General features: G+C 42.2%; 11 protein-coding genes and 2 pseudogenes. 4 read left to right on the forward strand and 9 right to left on the reverse strand.

What is annotated here, in order from left to right:
• Nucleotides 1–53: 53 nt before the first annotated feature.
• The 8 genes from K4I03_RS01850 to uvrC all read right to left on the reverse strand — a co-directional run bounded on the left by K4I03_RS01850 (nt 54) and on the right by uvrC (nt 7,604).
• Nucleotides 54–368, reverse strand: a complete 315-nt coding sequence (locus K4I03_RS01850) for a rhodanese-like domain-containing protein (RefSeq protein ID WP_227963518.1) — start codon at nt 366–368, stop codon at nt 54–56.
• Nucleotides 361–1,323 carry a zinc-binding dehydrogenase gene (locus K4I03_RS01855; protein WP_227963519.1) on the reverse strand — a complete coding sequence of 321 codons (963 nt, stop codon included), beginning with the start codon at nt 1,321–1,323 and terminating at the stop codon, nt 361–363. Before K4I03_RS01855 ends, K4I03_RS01850 begins: the two co-directional genes overlap by 8 nt.
• Nucleotides 1,324–1,595: 272 nt before the next feature.
• Entirely contained in the window at nt 1,596–2,084 is a 489-nt protein-coding gene (locus tag K4I03_RS01860) for a prolyl-tRNA synthetase associated domain-containing protein (protein WP_227963520.1), read from the reverse strand.
• 12 nt (nt 2,085–2,096) lie between these two features.
• The gene (locus tag K4I03_RS01865) at nt 2,097–2,681 is read right to left on the reverse strand and encodes a uracil-DNA glycosylase family protein (protein WP_227963521.1); all 585 of its coding nucleotides are present in this window, start codon (nt 2,679–2,681) and stop codon (nt 2,097–2,099) included.
• A 53-nt stretch (nt 2,682–2,734) separates the two neighbouring features.
• A complete protein-coding gene (pepV, locus tag K4I03_RS01870) occupies nt 2,735–4,141 on the reverse strand; it encodes a dipeptidase PepV (RefSeq protein WP_227963522.1) in 1,407 nt (468 codons plus the stop codon).
• A gap of 69 nt (nt 4,142–4,210) precedes the next feature.
• On the reverse strand, nt 4,211–4,816 hold the full coding sequence (locus K4I03_RS01875; RefSeq protein WP_227963523.1) for a nitroreductase family protein: 606 nt from the start codon (nt 4,814–4,816) through the stop codon (nt 4,211–4,213).
• Between the two features lie 259 nt (nt 4,817–5,075).
• Nucleotides 5,076–5,621, reverse strand: coding sequence for a hypothetical protein (locus tag K4I03_RS01880; protein WP_072074056.1), 546 nt, complete (start codon nt 5,619–5,621; stop codon nt 5,076–5,078).
• A gap of 153 nt (nt 5,622–5,774) precedes the next feature.
• Nucleotides 5,775–7,604 (reverse strand): excinuclease ABC subunit UvrC, encoded by a 1,830-nt coding sequence (gene uvrC, locus K4I03_RS01885; protein WP_227963524.1) that lies wholly within the window; start codon nt 7,602–7,604, stop codon nt 5,775–5,777.
• A gap of 364 nt (nt 7,605–7,968) precedes the next feature.
• On the opposite strand from uvrC, the gene K4I03_RS01890 reads away from it, so the two are divergent.
• From K4I03_RS01890 to K4I03_RS01905, 4 genes and pseudogenes are all read left to right on the forward strand, one after another.
• A complete protein-coding gene (locus tag K4I03_RS01890) occupies nt 7,969–9,225 on the forward strand; it encodes an extracellular solute-binding protein (RefSeq protein WP_227963525.1) in 1,257 nt (418 codons plus the stop codon).
• 81 nt (nt 9,226–9,306) lie between these two features.
• Nucleotides 9,307–10,665 (forward strand): carbohydrate ABC transporter permease, encoded by a 1,359-nt coding sequence (locus K4I03_RS01895; protein ID WP_002915026.1) that lies wholly within the window; start codon nt 9,307–9,309, stop codon nt 10,663–10,665.
• Nucleotides 10,665–11,501, forward strand: a complete 837-nt coding sequence (locus K4I03_RS01900; protein WP_002895328.1) for a sugar ABC transporter permease — start codon at nt 10,665–10,667, stop codon at nt 11,499–11,501. The genes K4I03_RS01895 and K4I03_RS01900 overlap by 1 nt, the downstream gene beginning before the upstream one ends.
• Nucleotides 11,502–11,745: 244 nt before the next feature.
• Nucleotides 11,746–12,914 (forward strand): annotated as a pseudogene (locus tag K4I03_RS01905) (ISL3 family transposase).
• Here the strand turns inward: K4I03_RS01905 and K4I03_RS01910 are convergent.
• A pseudogene (locus K4I03_RS01910) lies at nt 12,874–15,457 on the reverse strand (CAP domain-containing protein). The pseudogenes K4I03_RS01905 and K4I03_RS01910 overlap by 41 nt on opposite strands.
• Nucleotides 15,458–15,546 lie beyond the last annotated feature (89 nt).

A 15,546-nucleotide genomic window follows, 5' to 3' on the forward strand; every position in this document is an offset into this window, starting at 1 on the left:
AAAAAGGGCCGGAAATTCAATCTATTCCAGCATTTGCTCTTCTTAATCGCTTCTCATATCGTCAATTTAGCAGGGAAAGCCTCCACTCCTCCTTCGACATTGATTACTTGGTAACCCTTGGCTTCCAAAAATTCGCAGGCACGCGCTGAACGTCCTCCTTTTTGACAGATGATATGGTAGGGGATTTGTTTATCTAATTTTCCATAATTTTCAGGCAGGGTGCTGAGAGGCAGATTCTGAGCCCCGGAGATATGTCCAGCAGTAAATTCATCCACCTCGCGAACGTCAATCAACTGCAATTCTTCTGCCTGCAATTTGTCATATAAATCTTTCGCGCTAATTTTTGGCATTCTTTTTCTCCTATTCATTCATAATCACGATTTTTCCAAAACCTGCCGTCCCTTCGATAAATGCATGAGCTTTGGGCACTTGCTCTAGGGAAAAGACACGCCTTGGTGTAAGATTGACCTGATAGCGGTCAATATAGTCAAATAATTCATCCATCAAGTCTTGGCTCACATGAGCTGAGTGAAAACTTGTCAGAAAACTGTTATTTTTAATTTCCTCAATCGGGTTGAAATCGTCCAGTTCCCACTGACCTCCCAAGAGTCCGGTCACACAGATAATACCACCCTCTTCGATATGGTCAAAAGAATCCTTGACAGTTGCCGGACCAACCAACTCAAGGATTTTGTCAAACTTATCCTCTTTTTCCAGTCGGCCATCCTGGTCTATAATGATATCGTCATAGGCTTGGTGCTTGAGTAGAAACTGTTTGGAACCGCTATTGACTGATCCGACGATATGTGTGCCTGGAAACTGTGCCTTGACCAGACGAGCAAAGGCCAAACCGACACCGCTAGTGGCAGCCTGAACCAAAATCTTGTCATTATGCTTAATGCGTAGATTTTTCATAGAGCCTAGGGCAGTATAATAGGTCTCTGGCACTGCAGCCAGCTCTGTCCAGGTCAGGTTGGTCTCGACTGTATAAATTTGGTCGTTCGGCAAGAGGACATACTCAGCATAAGAACCGACAAAAGCTCGCCCCATTTTACCCATAATGGAAACCACTTTCTGGCCGACCTCTAAGTCTGCTCGAGTCGTCTCGGCAACTTGGGCAACACACTCAATGCCTAAAATCCGAGGGAAGGTGACACTAGGCGATAAACCCTCACGAGTAAAAATCTCCGAGCGGTTAATCCCAAACCCTCTGACCTTGACCAAGGTCCAGCCTTCTTGAAGTTCTGGAATCGGTCTTTCTTCCAGCAGAAGCTTTTCTGCCCCCCCCGCTTCGTAAATGACTATAGCCTTCATCGTTTCCATAGAATCACCTCGCTTTCTACAAAGTTTAGCATTCTAAACTTAGACTTTTCAAAAAGACAGTTAGATACTTCTGAAAATCAAACTGAACTTTGACAAAATCATTGGCTGACTGTTTGAGAATCTCCTGAGGGGAACCAAGTTGCTAGCTACGTCATTCATCCAAGATTAAGATAGGGGTACAGACCCTAGCAAACGAGTGATAACAATCTGCTAGGTTTAATCACTTGAAAGAGAAGCTGGATAGCACTACTCTATCACAGCAAAACGGTTAGTTAAAGCTCAAGAACTTGGTAAGAGTAGCCTAAATCCTCCAAAAATTCAAACAAATCTGTTGTAGAAATAAAGATGGTCTTTTCATTGGTATTGGGATGGAAAGTCATGATTTCTTTTGATACGATGTACTTATCAAAATACACTAGAATGTCTTTTTCTTGATTATTTAACAACCCAAAAGGTGAAACCGTTCCTGCTGATAAGTTCATTTTCTCAGCCAAGGAGTCCAATGAGGCCATGCGAATCCGATCGGCTCCCACTTGAACTTTAAAGTCATCCATATCCAATCGTTTCTTGTCATCCATAATCAGCAAATAATACTGAGTTTTCTTCCTGTTGGTCAAAAACATGGACTTAGTCCGGACTCCTTCCATGCCTTCAATATAGCTATCTGCTTGCTCTGTCGTAAATGCAGGTGGGTGCTCTACCACATCAAAGGTGATCCCCAACTCTTGCAACTTATTAGCCACTTGTTGATAAGCATCCATAGTTTTTCTCCTTTATTGATGAATAATCTTTTGTACCAACGCTTGCAAGTCTGGCACAACCTGCTCTGCAAACCAAGGGTTTTTAGCCATCCAGATTTGGTTGCGGGGCGATGGGTGTACTAAAGGGAAAAAGTCAGGCAGGTAGTCTTGATAATGCTGAACTGTCTCGGTCAGCTTGATATTTCCTTTTTGATGCAGATAGTATTTCTGTGCATACTGACCAATCAAAATGGTCAGCTCAATATCTGGCAAAAGCTCTAAAATAGGCTGATGCCATTTGTCCGCAAAGTCCTTACGAGGTGGTAAATCTCCAGACTTCCCATGTCCCGGAAAATAAAAATCCATGGGCAAAACTGCAAAGTAGCCAGAATTATAAAACATCTCTTCATCAACACCCAGCCATTCTCTCAACCGGTCACCACTCTTATCTTTCCAGTAAAGCCCTGCCTCTTGAGTTTTCAGCCCCGGCGCCTGACCAACAATGTTAATTCGAGCATTCTTTGGTGCCGCAAAAAGCGGCTTGATCCCTTGCTCCGTAAATTCTTTATTTTCTGGGTCGGCCATGATGGCCTTAGTAATATCTTCTAAAGTATGCATAGCAACTCCTTGCAAAGAAACTCATTTGGCAAGACCAAACGAGTTCTTCTTTTTTATTTGATTAATTCGTAGATAGCTTCCGCGTAAATGGCCGCAGCACGGAAAAGGTCTTCTACATCTGTAAATTCATTGGCTTGGTGCATAGTGTTGACATAGTCTGGGAACATAGCCCCAAAAGCCACACCGCGCTTCAAAAGACGGCCAAAAGTTCCACCACCAATGACTTGCTCGTGTCCTTTGAGACCTGTTTGTTTTTCGTAAACACTCAAAAGAGTTGCTACTAATTCATCATCTGCTGGGACATAGTGCGGAGTGTGTCCATGCTCAGATAGGCTTACTGACACAACACCCGCAACTTTTTCAAGACCGGCCTGAATCGTTTTCGGATCAGTACCTTGCGGGTAACGGATGTTCAGAGCAATGGTATTGTCAGCCTTGGCGCTGTCAAAATGGAAGACACCAGCATTCATGCTGAGAGCACCCATTTTAGCATCTGTATAAGCAATTCCTAACTTCTCACCTGCAAAGTCCTCGTGCAGAACTTGAGCTGCAACTTCCAGATAAGCTTTGGCGTCGCCTGCAAAGTCAAATTGGTTGAGGAAGAGAGCTAAATAGGTTGCTCCGTTGATACCGTCCTCTGGTGTAGAACCATGAGCTGACTTCCCAATAACTGTCACTTCAAGAGCGTCGCCATTTGCTTTCAGACTAGCTGAAACCTTGTGGGCAGCAGCAAAGTCTTGTAATTTGGCATCCAATTCTGCTGCATCAACTGCTGCTGTAAAAATAGCTGTCGCTGATTCAGGCACCATATTCTCACGAAGTCCTCCAGTGAAGTTCTTGAGTTTAAAGCTGCCATCATTACTGTTACCAAAGTGGAGGTATTCTGTGATATTTCCTTTTTCACCGTTAATGATTGGAAATTCTGCATCTGGCGAGAAACCAAAGTCTGGCTCAGGCAAACCAACATGCTTGAAATAATAATCCATGTCTTGCCAACCGGATTCCTCGTCTGTCCCCACCACAAAGCGAACGCGCTTAGATACTGGCAATCCCAAGTCTTTGATGATTTTCAAACCATAGTAACAAGCCATAGTTGGCCCTTTATCATCGGATGAACCTCTCGCATAAAGCTTGCCATCAATAATTTCAGGCTTGTAAGGATCTGTATTCCAGCCACTTCCGGCAGGGACTACATCCATGTGGGCAAAAATCCCAAGTTCTTCCGTACCCTCACCAAAAGTAAAGTGACCAGCATAATTGTCCACATTCTTCGTTTCATAACCATCGCGTTCAGCAATTTCTAAAAACTTATGCAGAGCTTGAACAGGTCCAGGTCCAAAAGGATGCTCCTTGTCTGCCTTGGAATCGTCCCGCTCTGAGTTGATTTCCAAAAGACTGAACAGGTCAGCTAAGAGAGCTTCTCTGCGTTTTTCAACTTCCGCTTTAAAATCAATTGTCATTATTTCACCCCAATTTCCAATTCGATTTAAATCATTTAAACTATGAATTAAATCGTAAACATAACTATATCAACGTTTCTCGATGATTTCATCAACTGGCAAACGATAACTTGGTTCTAGTTTTTCATCAGTATAACCAACCGTAATCAAGAGTTCCGGACGAAAACGCTCATCAATTTCCAAAACCTCATTAACCTTAGATTTGTCGAAACCTAAGATGATGTTAGAACCGATACCTTGGTCAGTCAGAGCCAAAACAAGATTCATGGCCACCAGACCAGCATTGAGAGATAAATAATCGCTCTTTTGCTGCTCACTATAGCGAGCAAACTCAGCAGGCAGATTCTGCATGTAGAATTGGAGCTGTTCGTCAGAGAAATTCTTAACTCCAGCCACACGCGCAATCTTACGAGCCCGCTTGGTCAAATCTGTATCCGTAAAGAGGGCAATGGTCACTGGTGCTTCCTTAATCTGGTCCACATTTCCACCGAAAGCTGTCTCAGTTAGAGCCTGATTACGCTCCCGTACTACTACAAACTTCCACGGCTGACTATTGTGAGCACTGGGTGCCAAAGTTGCAATTTCAATGGCTGTGCGAACATCCTTTGGATCCACAGGTTTGTCATTAAAATGCTTGGTCGCATGACGCTTTTTATTGAGTTCTAGAAATTTCATAAGTCGCATCCTTTTCTAAATATACTAGCTTCATTTTATCATATTTTGTAAGAGTTTGCAGTTTTTTTCCTTTCATAAATTTCACTAAATCATTATTAGAAATGCTTAAATTATGCCTATTTTTATTTATAATTGAGTATAAACAATATTTTATTTAAAAATTTTTTGATTCAATCTTATCTTTTAAGTCACTTAAATTTCCATCTATTTTACATTTTGCTACAAAAAAAGCAGGTGGTTCTTACCTGCTTTGTTAATATTATTGTCCAGATTTAAGCTGACCAAGAGCTTTATAAGCCCCTTCAATAGCCTTCTTCATAGCATCACGTCCTGTTTTCAATTGCTGAGCAAATAGAGCACGATTTTGTTCTGGAATTTCTGTATCATCTGAACCAGCACTTGAGAGCGTTTCATTAAAAGTTTCTCTTGAAGTTTCCATAGATTGAATAGCTGGTTCTACTTGTTGATTGTATGCTTCTTTCCCAGCCTCAGGTACTTTGTTCCCAATTTCATCAATGTACTTTTTATAATTATCAATCAACTTACTAAAGAGAGCTTTCATGTCACCAATTGTTTTAGCATTGTCGATTTCTTCATCTGTCAAAAGAACAATTTCTGGGATTTCTACATCTGAACTAGCTGTTTTTGATGAAGTTTCAGAGCTACTTGATTTACTCTTTGAAGTAGATGTTTTTTCTACAGAACTTGAAGCTTTTTCAGAAGAATCTGATGTTGTTTTTCCAGAACATGCTGCTAAAGTTATAACCGATAAAAGCGCTACACTAGCTGTAATAATTTTTCTCATTACTGTCTCCTATTAATAAAGAATAGACATATTATAATACAAAATTATTTTATTGTCAAACATTATAGGCATTGTAATAGTCCATCCATTTCTGTTAATTTTTTCCTAATTATTAAAGAAATCCTGCATACACAGTCCTCATATGAGATTTGTCTATTCTAAATCCACCTGTGGCTCTGCTACTTCTGACAAGGATGTTTTCTGCTGGTCTACTGGATTCAACTTCTCCCGCACTGCTTCTGCCACTGCTCGTGGTACGCCGACTTCGACGATTTGGTCAACACTGGCTTCTCTAATCTTGGTTAGAGATTTGAAGTGTTTCATAAGATTTTGCTTGCGTTTTGGTCCCAAGCCTTCAATGCCATCTAGTTGTGATGAGAAAGAATTCTTAGACCGGAGCTGGCGGTGGAAGGTAATAGCAAAGCGGTGGACCTCATCTTGGATACGCTGGAGTAGGAAAAATTCCTGCGAATTACGGGATAATTCTACAACCTGCAGAGGGTCACCAAAGAGCAATTCATGAGTCTGGTGCTTGTCATTTTTTTGCAGTCCAGCGATGGGAATATCTAATCCCAACTGATTTTGGATAACTTCTTTAGCAATATTGACCTGGCCCTGTCCACCGTCAATGACAATCAGATCAGGCGGAGTCAGTCCATCCCGAATCACCCGACTATAGCGACGTTTGATGACCTCTCGCATACTGGCATAGTCATCTGGTCCAACCACTGTTTTGATCTTATACTTGCGATAGTCTTTCTTGCTGGGCTTGCCATTGACAAAGACCACCATAGCTGATACTGGACTGGTCCCCATGATGTTGGAGTTATCAAAAGACTCAATGCGAACTGGCGTTGGAATGTTAAGAAGCTGCCCTAGATTCTCAATAGCACCTTGGGTCTTTTCAATAGATTTCTCCAAAAGGTCAAATTTCTGCTGGAGACTGACTCGGGCATTTTTGATAGCCAGATTGACCAACTGCTTCTTCTCGCCTCGCTGGGGCTTAAGCACCTTGGTATCCACCATGGCTCGGACAGCTTCTTCGTCAATATCTGCCGGAATCAAAATTTCATTGGGCTTGAGGTGGGATTTTTCCTGATAGAACTGGCCGATATAGGTCAAAAAATCCTCATCAGGATCATTGTAATAAGGAAAAAGATTGACATCACGCTCAATTAGCTTGCCCTGGCGGACAAAGAAAACCTGTACGCACATCCAGCCCTTATCTACATAGTAACCAAAGACATCCCGATTCTGTAAATCCTTAGCCATAACCCGCTGCTTGGTTCGCAGCGTGCCAATGGACTGAATCAAGTCGCGGTACTCAGCTGCTTTTTCAAACTCCATAGCTTGCGCAGCGCCAGCCATTTTCCCCCGTAAATCCTCAATAATCTGGTCATCTTGTCCTTTGAGAAAAGCCGCGACCTCCTGAGCCAGCTCTTTGAAATACTGGCTGTCTACCTGACAAATAGTGTGGGCCTTGCACTGTCCCAGATGGTAGTAAAAGCAGACCTTTTCAGGCGGATTGGTACACTTACGAAAAGGAAAGAGCCGATCTAAGAGACGCTTGATTTCATTGGCCGCACCAACATCGGGGTAAGGACCAAAATAAAGTCCGCCGTCCTTTTTGACTTGGCGCGTGATAATCAGGCGCGGATAGGTCTCATTGGTAATCTTAATAAAAGGATAGGACTTATCGTCCTTGAGCATGATATTGTACTTGGGCTGGTTTTCCTTGATTAGATTGATTTCCAGAAGCAAAGCCTCAATATTGGACTCGGTGACAATAAACTCAAAATCCTCAATCTCAGAAACCAGAGCCTCCGTCTTGGTATCATGACTGCCACGGAAATAAGAACGGACCCGATTGCGAAGATTCTTAGCTTTGCCGACATAGATAATGGTACCATTTTTGTCTTTGTGAATGTAACAGCCGGGACTGGTCGGCAGCAGTTCCAGCTTTGATTGGATTAGCTTGTTCATAGGTCTATTATAGCAGAAAAGGGAAGCATTCAACAGGTAGACACTAGATTATTAGAAAATCATAAGTTTGATTCCTTCCATAGGTAATGATGATCTATAACCTGTTTTTAAATCTTCTTTCAAGTACCAAAAATCTATTTCAAAAGAAACATGATTCTCTTCATAATAAAGCGTTTTCTAAGTAAAAATCAAGCAAGCGATTGCACAGCCATTTTAATAGGCTTTGATTAAATAAACAGAAATAAAATAGAAAAATTTTAGAAAAATTAATATATTTTTAAAAAATTTTTCAAAAAAGACTTGACAAAAATTGCAAACGGTTGCATAATAGAATTGTAAATAAAAATTCCGGGAGGAAATAGGAATGAAAACATGGAAAAAAGTAGTATTGGGCAGTGTCAGCTTGCTGGCTGCAGGAACGCTGTTAGCAGCTTGTAGCTCGAATAGCAGCAAGGAGAGCTCTTCTTCTAAAGCCGATAGCAAGACCTTGAAACTTTGGGTACCAACTGGTTCTAAAGATTCTTACTCTGATACAGTTAGCAAGTTCGAGAAAGAATCAGGCTACAAGGTTGATGTAGTCGAAATGGAAGATCCAAACGCTCAGGAAAATCTGACAAAAGATGCTAGTACTGCTGCTGATGTTTTCTCTCTGCCACACGACCAACTTGGTAAATTAGTTGAAGCTGGAGCTATTCAAGAAGTTCCTTCTAAAATGGCAGAAGAAGTCAAGAAAAACGATACTGAACAAGCAGCAATTGGTGCTCAATACAAAGGCAAAACTTATGCTTTCCCATACGGTATCGAATCACAAGTAACCTACTATAACAAATCAAAGCTTTCCGCTGATGATGTTAAGTCTTATGAAACCATCACTTCTAAAGCTAAATTTGGTGGAAACTTGAAAGAGGCTAATGGATACATCACTGCTCCACTCTTCCTTTCTGTTGGCGACACTCTCTTTGGTAAAGATGGTGAGCAAGTAGACGGAACAAACTGGGGTAACGAAGCCGGTGTGAACGTTCTGAAGTTCATCGCAGCTCAAAAGAATAACAGCGGTTTTGTAAACGTAGATGCTTCTAACCTTCTTGCTAAATTTGAAGATGGTTCAGTTGACGCTTTCCAATCAGGTCCATGGGACTACGCAGCTGCTGAAAAAGCTGTCGGTAAAGACAACCTTGGTATCTCTGTTTACCCAACTGTTAACATCGGTGGACAAGACGTTCAACAAAAAGCCTTCCTTGGTGTAAAACTTTACGCAGTTAACCAAACACCTTCAAACGGTGACGGAGAACGTATCGCAGCAAGCTACAAACTGGCTCAAGCACTTACTAGCAAAGAAAGCCAAGAAAACCAATTCAAGTTTGAAGGACGTCACATCATCCCTGCTAACAAAGAAGTACAAGAGTCTGAAGATGTGAAGAAAGATGCCTTGGCACAAGCTGTTATTACAATGGGTTCTTCTGATACCTACACAACAGTTATGCCTAAACTTAGCCAAATGTCTGTCTTCTGGACTGAAAGTGCTGCAATCCTCAGCGATGCTTACAACGGTAAATTTGGTGAAGATCAATACCTCGCAAAATTACAACAGTTTGATAAAGATTTAGCAGCAGCTAAATAATACTCAAACGAATAAAAATAAGCATTGAAGTGAGGAGGGCAGCCTCCTCACTTCTTTCTTTGTAAATATAAGGAGAATACTATGACTCAGTCATCCTATGACAATGCATCCATGGTTCAGATCTTTAAAGAGGGAACATGGGATGTCAAACTCTCTTTTCTGGTAATGGGACTGAGCAACCTTGTAAACAAACAATTTATCAAGGGGCTGCTCTTCCTCTTCTCAGAAATTGCTTTCCTGATTGCTTTTGCAGTCCAAATCATACCAGCTATTGGCGGCATGATTACATTGGGGACTCAAGAGCAGGGAGAGGCTATCAAAAAAGTTAACGGCTTGGAAATCACAGTTCAAGTAGCCGGTGACAACTCTATGCTGATGCTGATTTTTGGACTTGCTTCTCTCATCTTCTGTGCAGTCTTCGCCTACATCTACTGGTGTAATCTGAAAAGTGCTCGTCACTTGATGGCCCTCAAGCAGTCTGGTCAGAAGATTCCTAACTTCGTTGAGGACTTTAAGACGTTGGCTGACGGCCGCTTTCACATGGGCTTAATGAGCATTCCTCTTATCGGAGTACTGCTTTTTACCATCCTACCTCTGATCTACATGATCTGCTTGGCCTTTACTAACTTTGACCATAAGCATCCAGCTCCTAAGTCACTCTTTGACTGGGTTGGCTTCTCCAGCTTCGGTGATGTCTTCTCAGGTCGTATGGCTAGCACCTTCTTCCCACTTTTAGGCTGGACCTTGATTTGGGCGGTTGCTGCGACAGCTACTACTTTCTTCTTCGGAATCGTTTTAGCTCTCTTGCTCAATACAAAAGGCCTCAAGTACAAGAAAGTTTGGCGCACACTCTTCGTTATCACTATTGCTGTGCCACAATTCGTATCCCTGCTCTTGATGCGTAATTTCCTGAATGACAATGGACCTTTGAACGGATTATTGCAAAGCCTCCATCTCATTCAGCATCCAATTCCATTCTTGAGTGACCCTGTTTGGGCTAAGTTCTCAATCATCCTTGTCAATATGTGGATTGGTATTCCATTTACCATGCTGGTAGCGACTGGAATTATCATGAACCTCCCTAGCGAGCAAATCGAGGCTGCTGAGATTGATGGAGCTAGCAAGCTTCAAATCTTCAAGAGCATTACTTTCCCTCAAATTCTCTTGATTATGGCGCCATCACTCATCCAGCAGTTTATCGGAAACATCAACAACTTCAACGTTATCTACTTCCTGACAGGCGGTGGACCTACTAACTCTTCCTACTATCAGGCAGGCTCAACTGACCTCTTGGTTACCTGGCTCTATAAACTGACCGTTTCAGCCAAGGACTACAATCTGGCATCTGTTATCGGTATCCTGATCTTTGCAATCTCTGCAGCCTTCAGTCTCTTAGCCTATACTAGATCCGCATCATTCAAGGAAGGAACTGCTAAATAATGAAAAATAGAAAAAAACTCAGTTTATTAGGGATTTATGTCTTACTGGCTGTTCTAGCGTTTATCTGGCTAACGCCGATTATCTGGATTTTTCTGACCAGCTTCCGTGGTGAAGGCTCTAATGCAGTCCCTTACTTCTTCCCTAAGACTTATACTCTTGACAACTATATCAGACTGTTTAATAACAACACATATCCTTTTGTTCAGTGGTTTATGAATACCCTGATTGTTGCAACAGCGACCTGTATCCTGTCTACTTTGATTACTGTGGGTATGGCTTACTCACTCAGCCGTATCAAATTCAAGCATAAAAATCGTTTCCTCAAGCTGGCTCTGGTACTTAACATGTTCCCAGGCTTCATGTCTATGATTGCGGTTTACTACATCTTGAAAGCACTCAATTTGACACAAACCCTTACATCACTGATTCTGGTTTATTCAGCTGGAGCGGCTCTAGGCTTCTATATTGCTAAAGGTTTCTTTGATACAATCCCATATTCCTTGGACGAATCCGCTATGATTGACGGAGCAACTCGCTTCCAAATCTTCCGGACTATTACATTACCGCTGTCAAAACCGATTATCGTTTATACAGCGCTTATGGCTTTCATGGGACCTTGGGTTGACTTCATCTTTGCCTCTGTGATTCTAGGCGATGTCAAGGAAAAATATACAGTGGCTTTGGGACTTTTCCAAATGCTTAATAAGGACGCCATCAATAAATGGTTCTTGCCTTTCACATCTGGAGCAATTATCATCGCTATCCCAATCACTCTTCTCTTCATCTTCATGCAGAAATACTACGTAGAAGGTGTAACAGGCGGAGCGGTCAAATAGAATCTAATATGTATATCAAAAACTTCCGACAATTTAAATCGGAAGTTTTTATCTTAGAAAATTCAGAACTTAGCTTCTCTGTCCATTTTATATGAGATTACTCATTAGCTTGGATAAAAAAAGGCTCTATAATTTCTGTAGTGGGTAAATCCACTGCAGGGATTATAGAGCTTTTTGATTGTATACAAAAAGTCCCATATGACTTATAATGAAAAGCGACCAAACCATCATTAGAAAGGTTCATATGGAACAACTTCATTTTATCACAAACTTGCTCAATCTTAAAGACCTTAACATCACTTTGATTGATTGTCTGGACCAAGGAACTCACAAAGAACTGCTGGCCAAATTGGATTACCAGCCTCCTCAATGTCCCGCTTGTGCTGGCAAAATGGCTAAATACGACTTCCAAAAAGCCTCAGGGTTGCTGAGACAGACCTGGTCAAGAAAAATCATCAGATTCCGGTCATTCTCAATCAAAAAATCGCTCAGAAACTGATTGAGAAACTGTCCATGACAGCTATTGCAGAGCAGCTCTCTGTCTCCACTTCTACCGTTATCCGAAAACTCAAAGAGTTTCAGTTCAAGACCGATTTAAACTTCCTGCCTGCCCTTATGAGCTGGGATGAATTCAGCTTTAAGAAAGGAAAAATGAGCTTTGTCGCTCAGGATTTTGAGTCTGGCAATCTCCTGGCTATCTTGGACGGCCGATCTCAGGCCACTATCCGAAATCACTTTCTTCGCTATCACAGAAAGATCAGGGAAAGAGTTCAAATCATCACTATGGACATGTTCAGCCCTTATTACGACATTGCCAAGAAACTCTTTCCTAATGCCCGAATCGTCCTGGACCGTTTCCATATTGTGCAGCACCTCAGCCGGGCTATGAACCGGCTGCGCATTCAAATCATGAATCAATTCGAGCGGAAATCTCTTGAATATCGGACTGTTAAGCGCTATTGGCAGCTCATTCTGCAGGACAGCCGCAAACTCAGTGACAAACGCTTTTATCGGCCAACTTTTCGCATGCATCTGACCAATCGGGAAATTGTCCAAAAGCTGCTCAGCTACTCGGAAGAACTCAAGCACCACTATGAGCTCTATCAGCTCCTGCTTTTTCACTTCCAGGAGAAACAGCCCGATGAATTCTTTGGCTTGATACAAGAGGCGCTCCCTTCTGCTCTTCCTCTTTTTCAGACGGTCTTTCGGACCTTTATCAAGGACAGGGATAAGATTGTCAACGCCCTAGAGCTGCCTTACTCCAACGCCAAACTCGAAGCCACCAACAACCTCATCAAAGTCATCAAGCGCAATGCTTTTGGCTTTCGAAACTTTGACAACTTCAGAACCCGCATTTTCATTGCCCTCAACATCAAAAAAGAGAAGACAAATCTTGTCCTCTCTCGATGTTAGATTTAGTCAACCCACTACAGTTGACAAAGAGCCCTGCACCAAGTGCCATACCAAAAATTGCAAGGCGTTCTGCTTCTGAACCAGTATTTGGCAGAATAGCAGGTACCGTTGGAGCTTTATCAGCAGTCGTAGCCACGCTAGCAAGCTGAGCAGCAGGATTTACAACAAAATCAGCAATTAATCCTTCACCTGCCGCTTGAACAGCACCTGTAGTTGCTCCTTTGACTTCACGAGTGTTCGCATGAACTTCTGCAGTCTTAGCATCTGAATCTTTCTTAGATTCATCCTCTGCACCTGGACCAGCAGCTCCGGCTTTTACAGCAGTTAGAGGCTGTTTATCTTCACCTGAGCGATAGTTACTATTCAGAGCATTTCCATACAGGATAGCTGCTTGATTCAAGATATTCAAGAGGGTTTCATAATTCGCTTGAAGACTGTTGTAGGATTCCTCAAGGACAGCTAAAGTTGCAGTCTCTTGATTTAAGATTGCTTGTTTAGCTTCATAATCAAGCTGCGCTTCTGCCAACTCTCGCTCTGCTTCTGCAAGTAACTGAGGAGCATTTTGAAGGTCAATAACTTTCTTTTTAGCTGCTGCTAATGTTTTTTGAGCAGACAGCAAGTCCTCTTGAGCAGTTGTCAAATTAGCTTTCGCAGCTTCTTGAGCTGACTGAAGTTCTGCCAACTTATCCTTAGCTGCCACTAAAACTGCCTGAGCATTGCTCAAGTTAGTTTGGTAAGGAGCCAAGCTTGCTGCAATCTTAGCTGTTGCTCTGTTAAGAGCTTCTTGCTTGAGAGCAACATTCTGCTTGGTTAAAGCTAAATTATTTTCAGCAGTCGCTACCTTCTGACGAGCTGCTTCAACTGCTGCAATCTGAGCTGCCGCTGCCTTTTGAGTATCAGCTAATTGAGCATTGAGGATATTGATAGCTGATTCCTGACCAACTTTTTGAGCCTTGAGTTCAGCTAATTGATTCTTAAGTGCTGTAACATTTGCGTTAGAACCTACAGAACGACCGCCACCAGCACGCAACAACTGCTCCATAGCAGCAACAGTCAATAGAGTGCCGTTATTAACACGTTGGTCAAAGTTGCTAATGTGATGGAAACCAACCTCGGATGTACCATGAGGTGTGCCCCATTGGTTTGGATGCTTATCATAAGCAGCCGAGATAGCATTCGCTTTATTGTCCATCATCTGAACATAGTGGCCAATCTGAGCAAAAACATTTGCTCCAACTCTCATGTAGATAGCATTAGCATCAATCTGAGTTTCATCAGTAGGCAGTCCATACTGCGCTGCAATCCGTTGATAGAGTTCTTTTTCACTGTGCCAGAAATTGACAGCTCCTTGTGGGTCAAAACTAATCGCTACATTTTCGTTACCAATAAGCTTGCCCATATGCCAGTTATTGCGCTCAAAGTAGATAGTCTGAATCTGGCTAGCCACATTCGCATACGGATCAACCAACAACTCTTGTAAGCCGGCATTACGACGGTAAGCATTAATCGCCTTCACCAACTCTAAAGCTTGCAGGTTATTTTCTAGACTAGCTGGACTGGTTGGATCAGAATTAACTGAGATACCAAATTCATTCTGTCCACGTTGGTAAACAGCAAGTGCATTGTTAGCAGCATCACGAATTTCTTGATTGGCCGCATTGTTACGAACATTTTCTAAAAATTGAGAATAAGTCGTATTGCGAAGGTCAACAGGAGCTGTTGCTACTGCTTTCTCAGCAGCAGGAATTTGTCCTTCAAGAGAGCTGATAGCTTGATTAGTTTGGCTTAAAGATGCCTTTGCCTGATTGATTTTATTCTGGATTTCAGCCTGCACTTGTGGAGCAGAAGACGCTGCTTGCTCTGCCTTTGTCAACTCAGTCTTTGCATTGTCTAAAGCGGTCTGTGCTTGACTTTGCTGGCTCTTAGCAGTTGCTACTGCTTGCTCCTCTGAGTTAAGTGGTGTTTTAGCTTGTTTCAATTCAGTCTCGGCAACGTCTACCAGAGATTGGCTTGCCTTAATAGTATTTGCTTGATCTTTAACAGCTTGGTCTGCCTTGGCAGCTTTAGCCGCTGCTTCTCGAACAGCAGTGTCTTTTGCGCCAACCTCTTGCTCTGCTGTTTTTGCTTCCGCTTCTGCTTTGGCAATATTTTCTTCTGTTGCTGCTGCTTGGTTTTCCTTAGCAGCTTCGACAGCAGCTTCCGCTTCTTTTACATTAGTTTCTGCATCTTCAGCTTCTGTTTTAGCAGTATCTACTGTTGATCTTTGTTCATCAAGTTTAGCTTTAGCAGCTTCAGCATTTTCTTGCGCTACAGCCACATCTGCTGCAGTCACCGGTTTTTCAGTTACTTCAGTCGCTTTTGGAGCTGTTACAGCTGATTCAACCAACTCATCCGCGTGCACTTGATGGGTCAGTCCACCAGAAATAATAGTTGTAGCTGCAATACCAGTTGCTACAACAGACTTACTAATTTTCTTTTCCATAATCTCTTTCTCCTTTTATAATCTCACATGCTATAATTAACCTGGGTATAGCAGCCCGCATAGTAATATACTATCACAAAACGCTAGTATTAACTAGTAGCAAACGTATCCTTTTAATAGTTTTTTTATTACATTTTAGTTACAAAAATG

Origin of the sequence: Streptococcus sanguinis, assembly GCF_020729725.1 — a bacterium.
GTDB lineage: Bacteria > Bacillota > Bacilli > Lactobacillales > Streptococcaceae > Streptococcus > Streptococcus sanguinis_V.

Coding starts and splice junctions, on each gene's coding strand:
- K4I03_RS01880 (WP_072074056.1), bottom strand. CDS start 5,621: ATGAGAAAAATTATTACAGCTAGTGTAGCGCTTTTATCGGTTATAACT.
- K4I03_RS01890 (WP_227963525.1), top strand. CDS start 7,969: ATGAAAACATGGAAAAAAGTAGTATTGGGCAGTGTCAGCTTGCTGGCT.
- pepV (WP_227963522.1), bottom strand. CDS start 4,141: ATGACAATTGATTTTAAAGCGGAAGTTGAAAAACGCAGAGAAGCTCTC.
- K4I03_RS01895 (WP_002915026.1), top strand. CDS start 9,307: ATGACTCAGTCATCCTATGACAATGCATCCATGGTTCAGATCTTTAAA.
- uvrC (WP_227963524.1), bottom strand. CDS start 7,604: ATGAACAAGCTAATCCAATCAAAGCTGGAACTGCTGCCGACCAGTCCC.
- K4I03_RS01875 (WP_227963523.1), bottom strand. CDS start 4,816: ATGAAATTTCTAGAACTCAATAAAAAGCGTCATGCGACCAAGCATTTT.
- K4I03_RS01900 (WP_002895328.1), top strand. CDS start 10,665: ATGAAAAATAGAAAAAAACTCAGTTTATTAGGGATTTATGTCTTACTG.
- K4I03_RS01860 (WP_227963520.1), bottom strand. CDS start 2,084: ATGGATGCTTATCAACAAGTGGCTAATAAGTTGCAAGAGTTGGGGATC.
- K4I03_RS01855 (WP_227963519.1), bottom strand. CDS start 1,323: ATGGAAACGATGAAGGCTATAGTCATTTACGAAGCGGGGGGGGCAGAA.
- K4I03_RS01850 (WP_227963518.1), bottom strand. CDS start 368: ATGAATAGGAGAAAAAGAATGCCAAAAATTAGCGCGAAAGATTTATAT.
- K4I03_RS01865 (WP_227963521.1), bottom strand. CDS start 2,681: ATGCATACTTTAGAAGATATTACTAAGGCCATCATGGCCGACCCAGAA.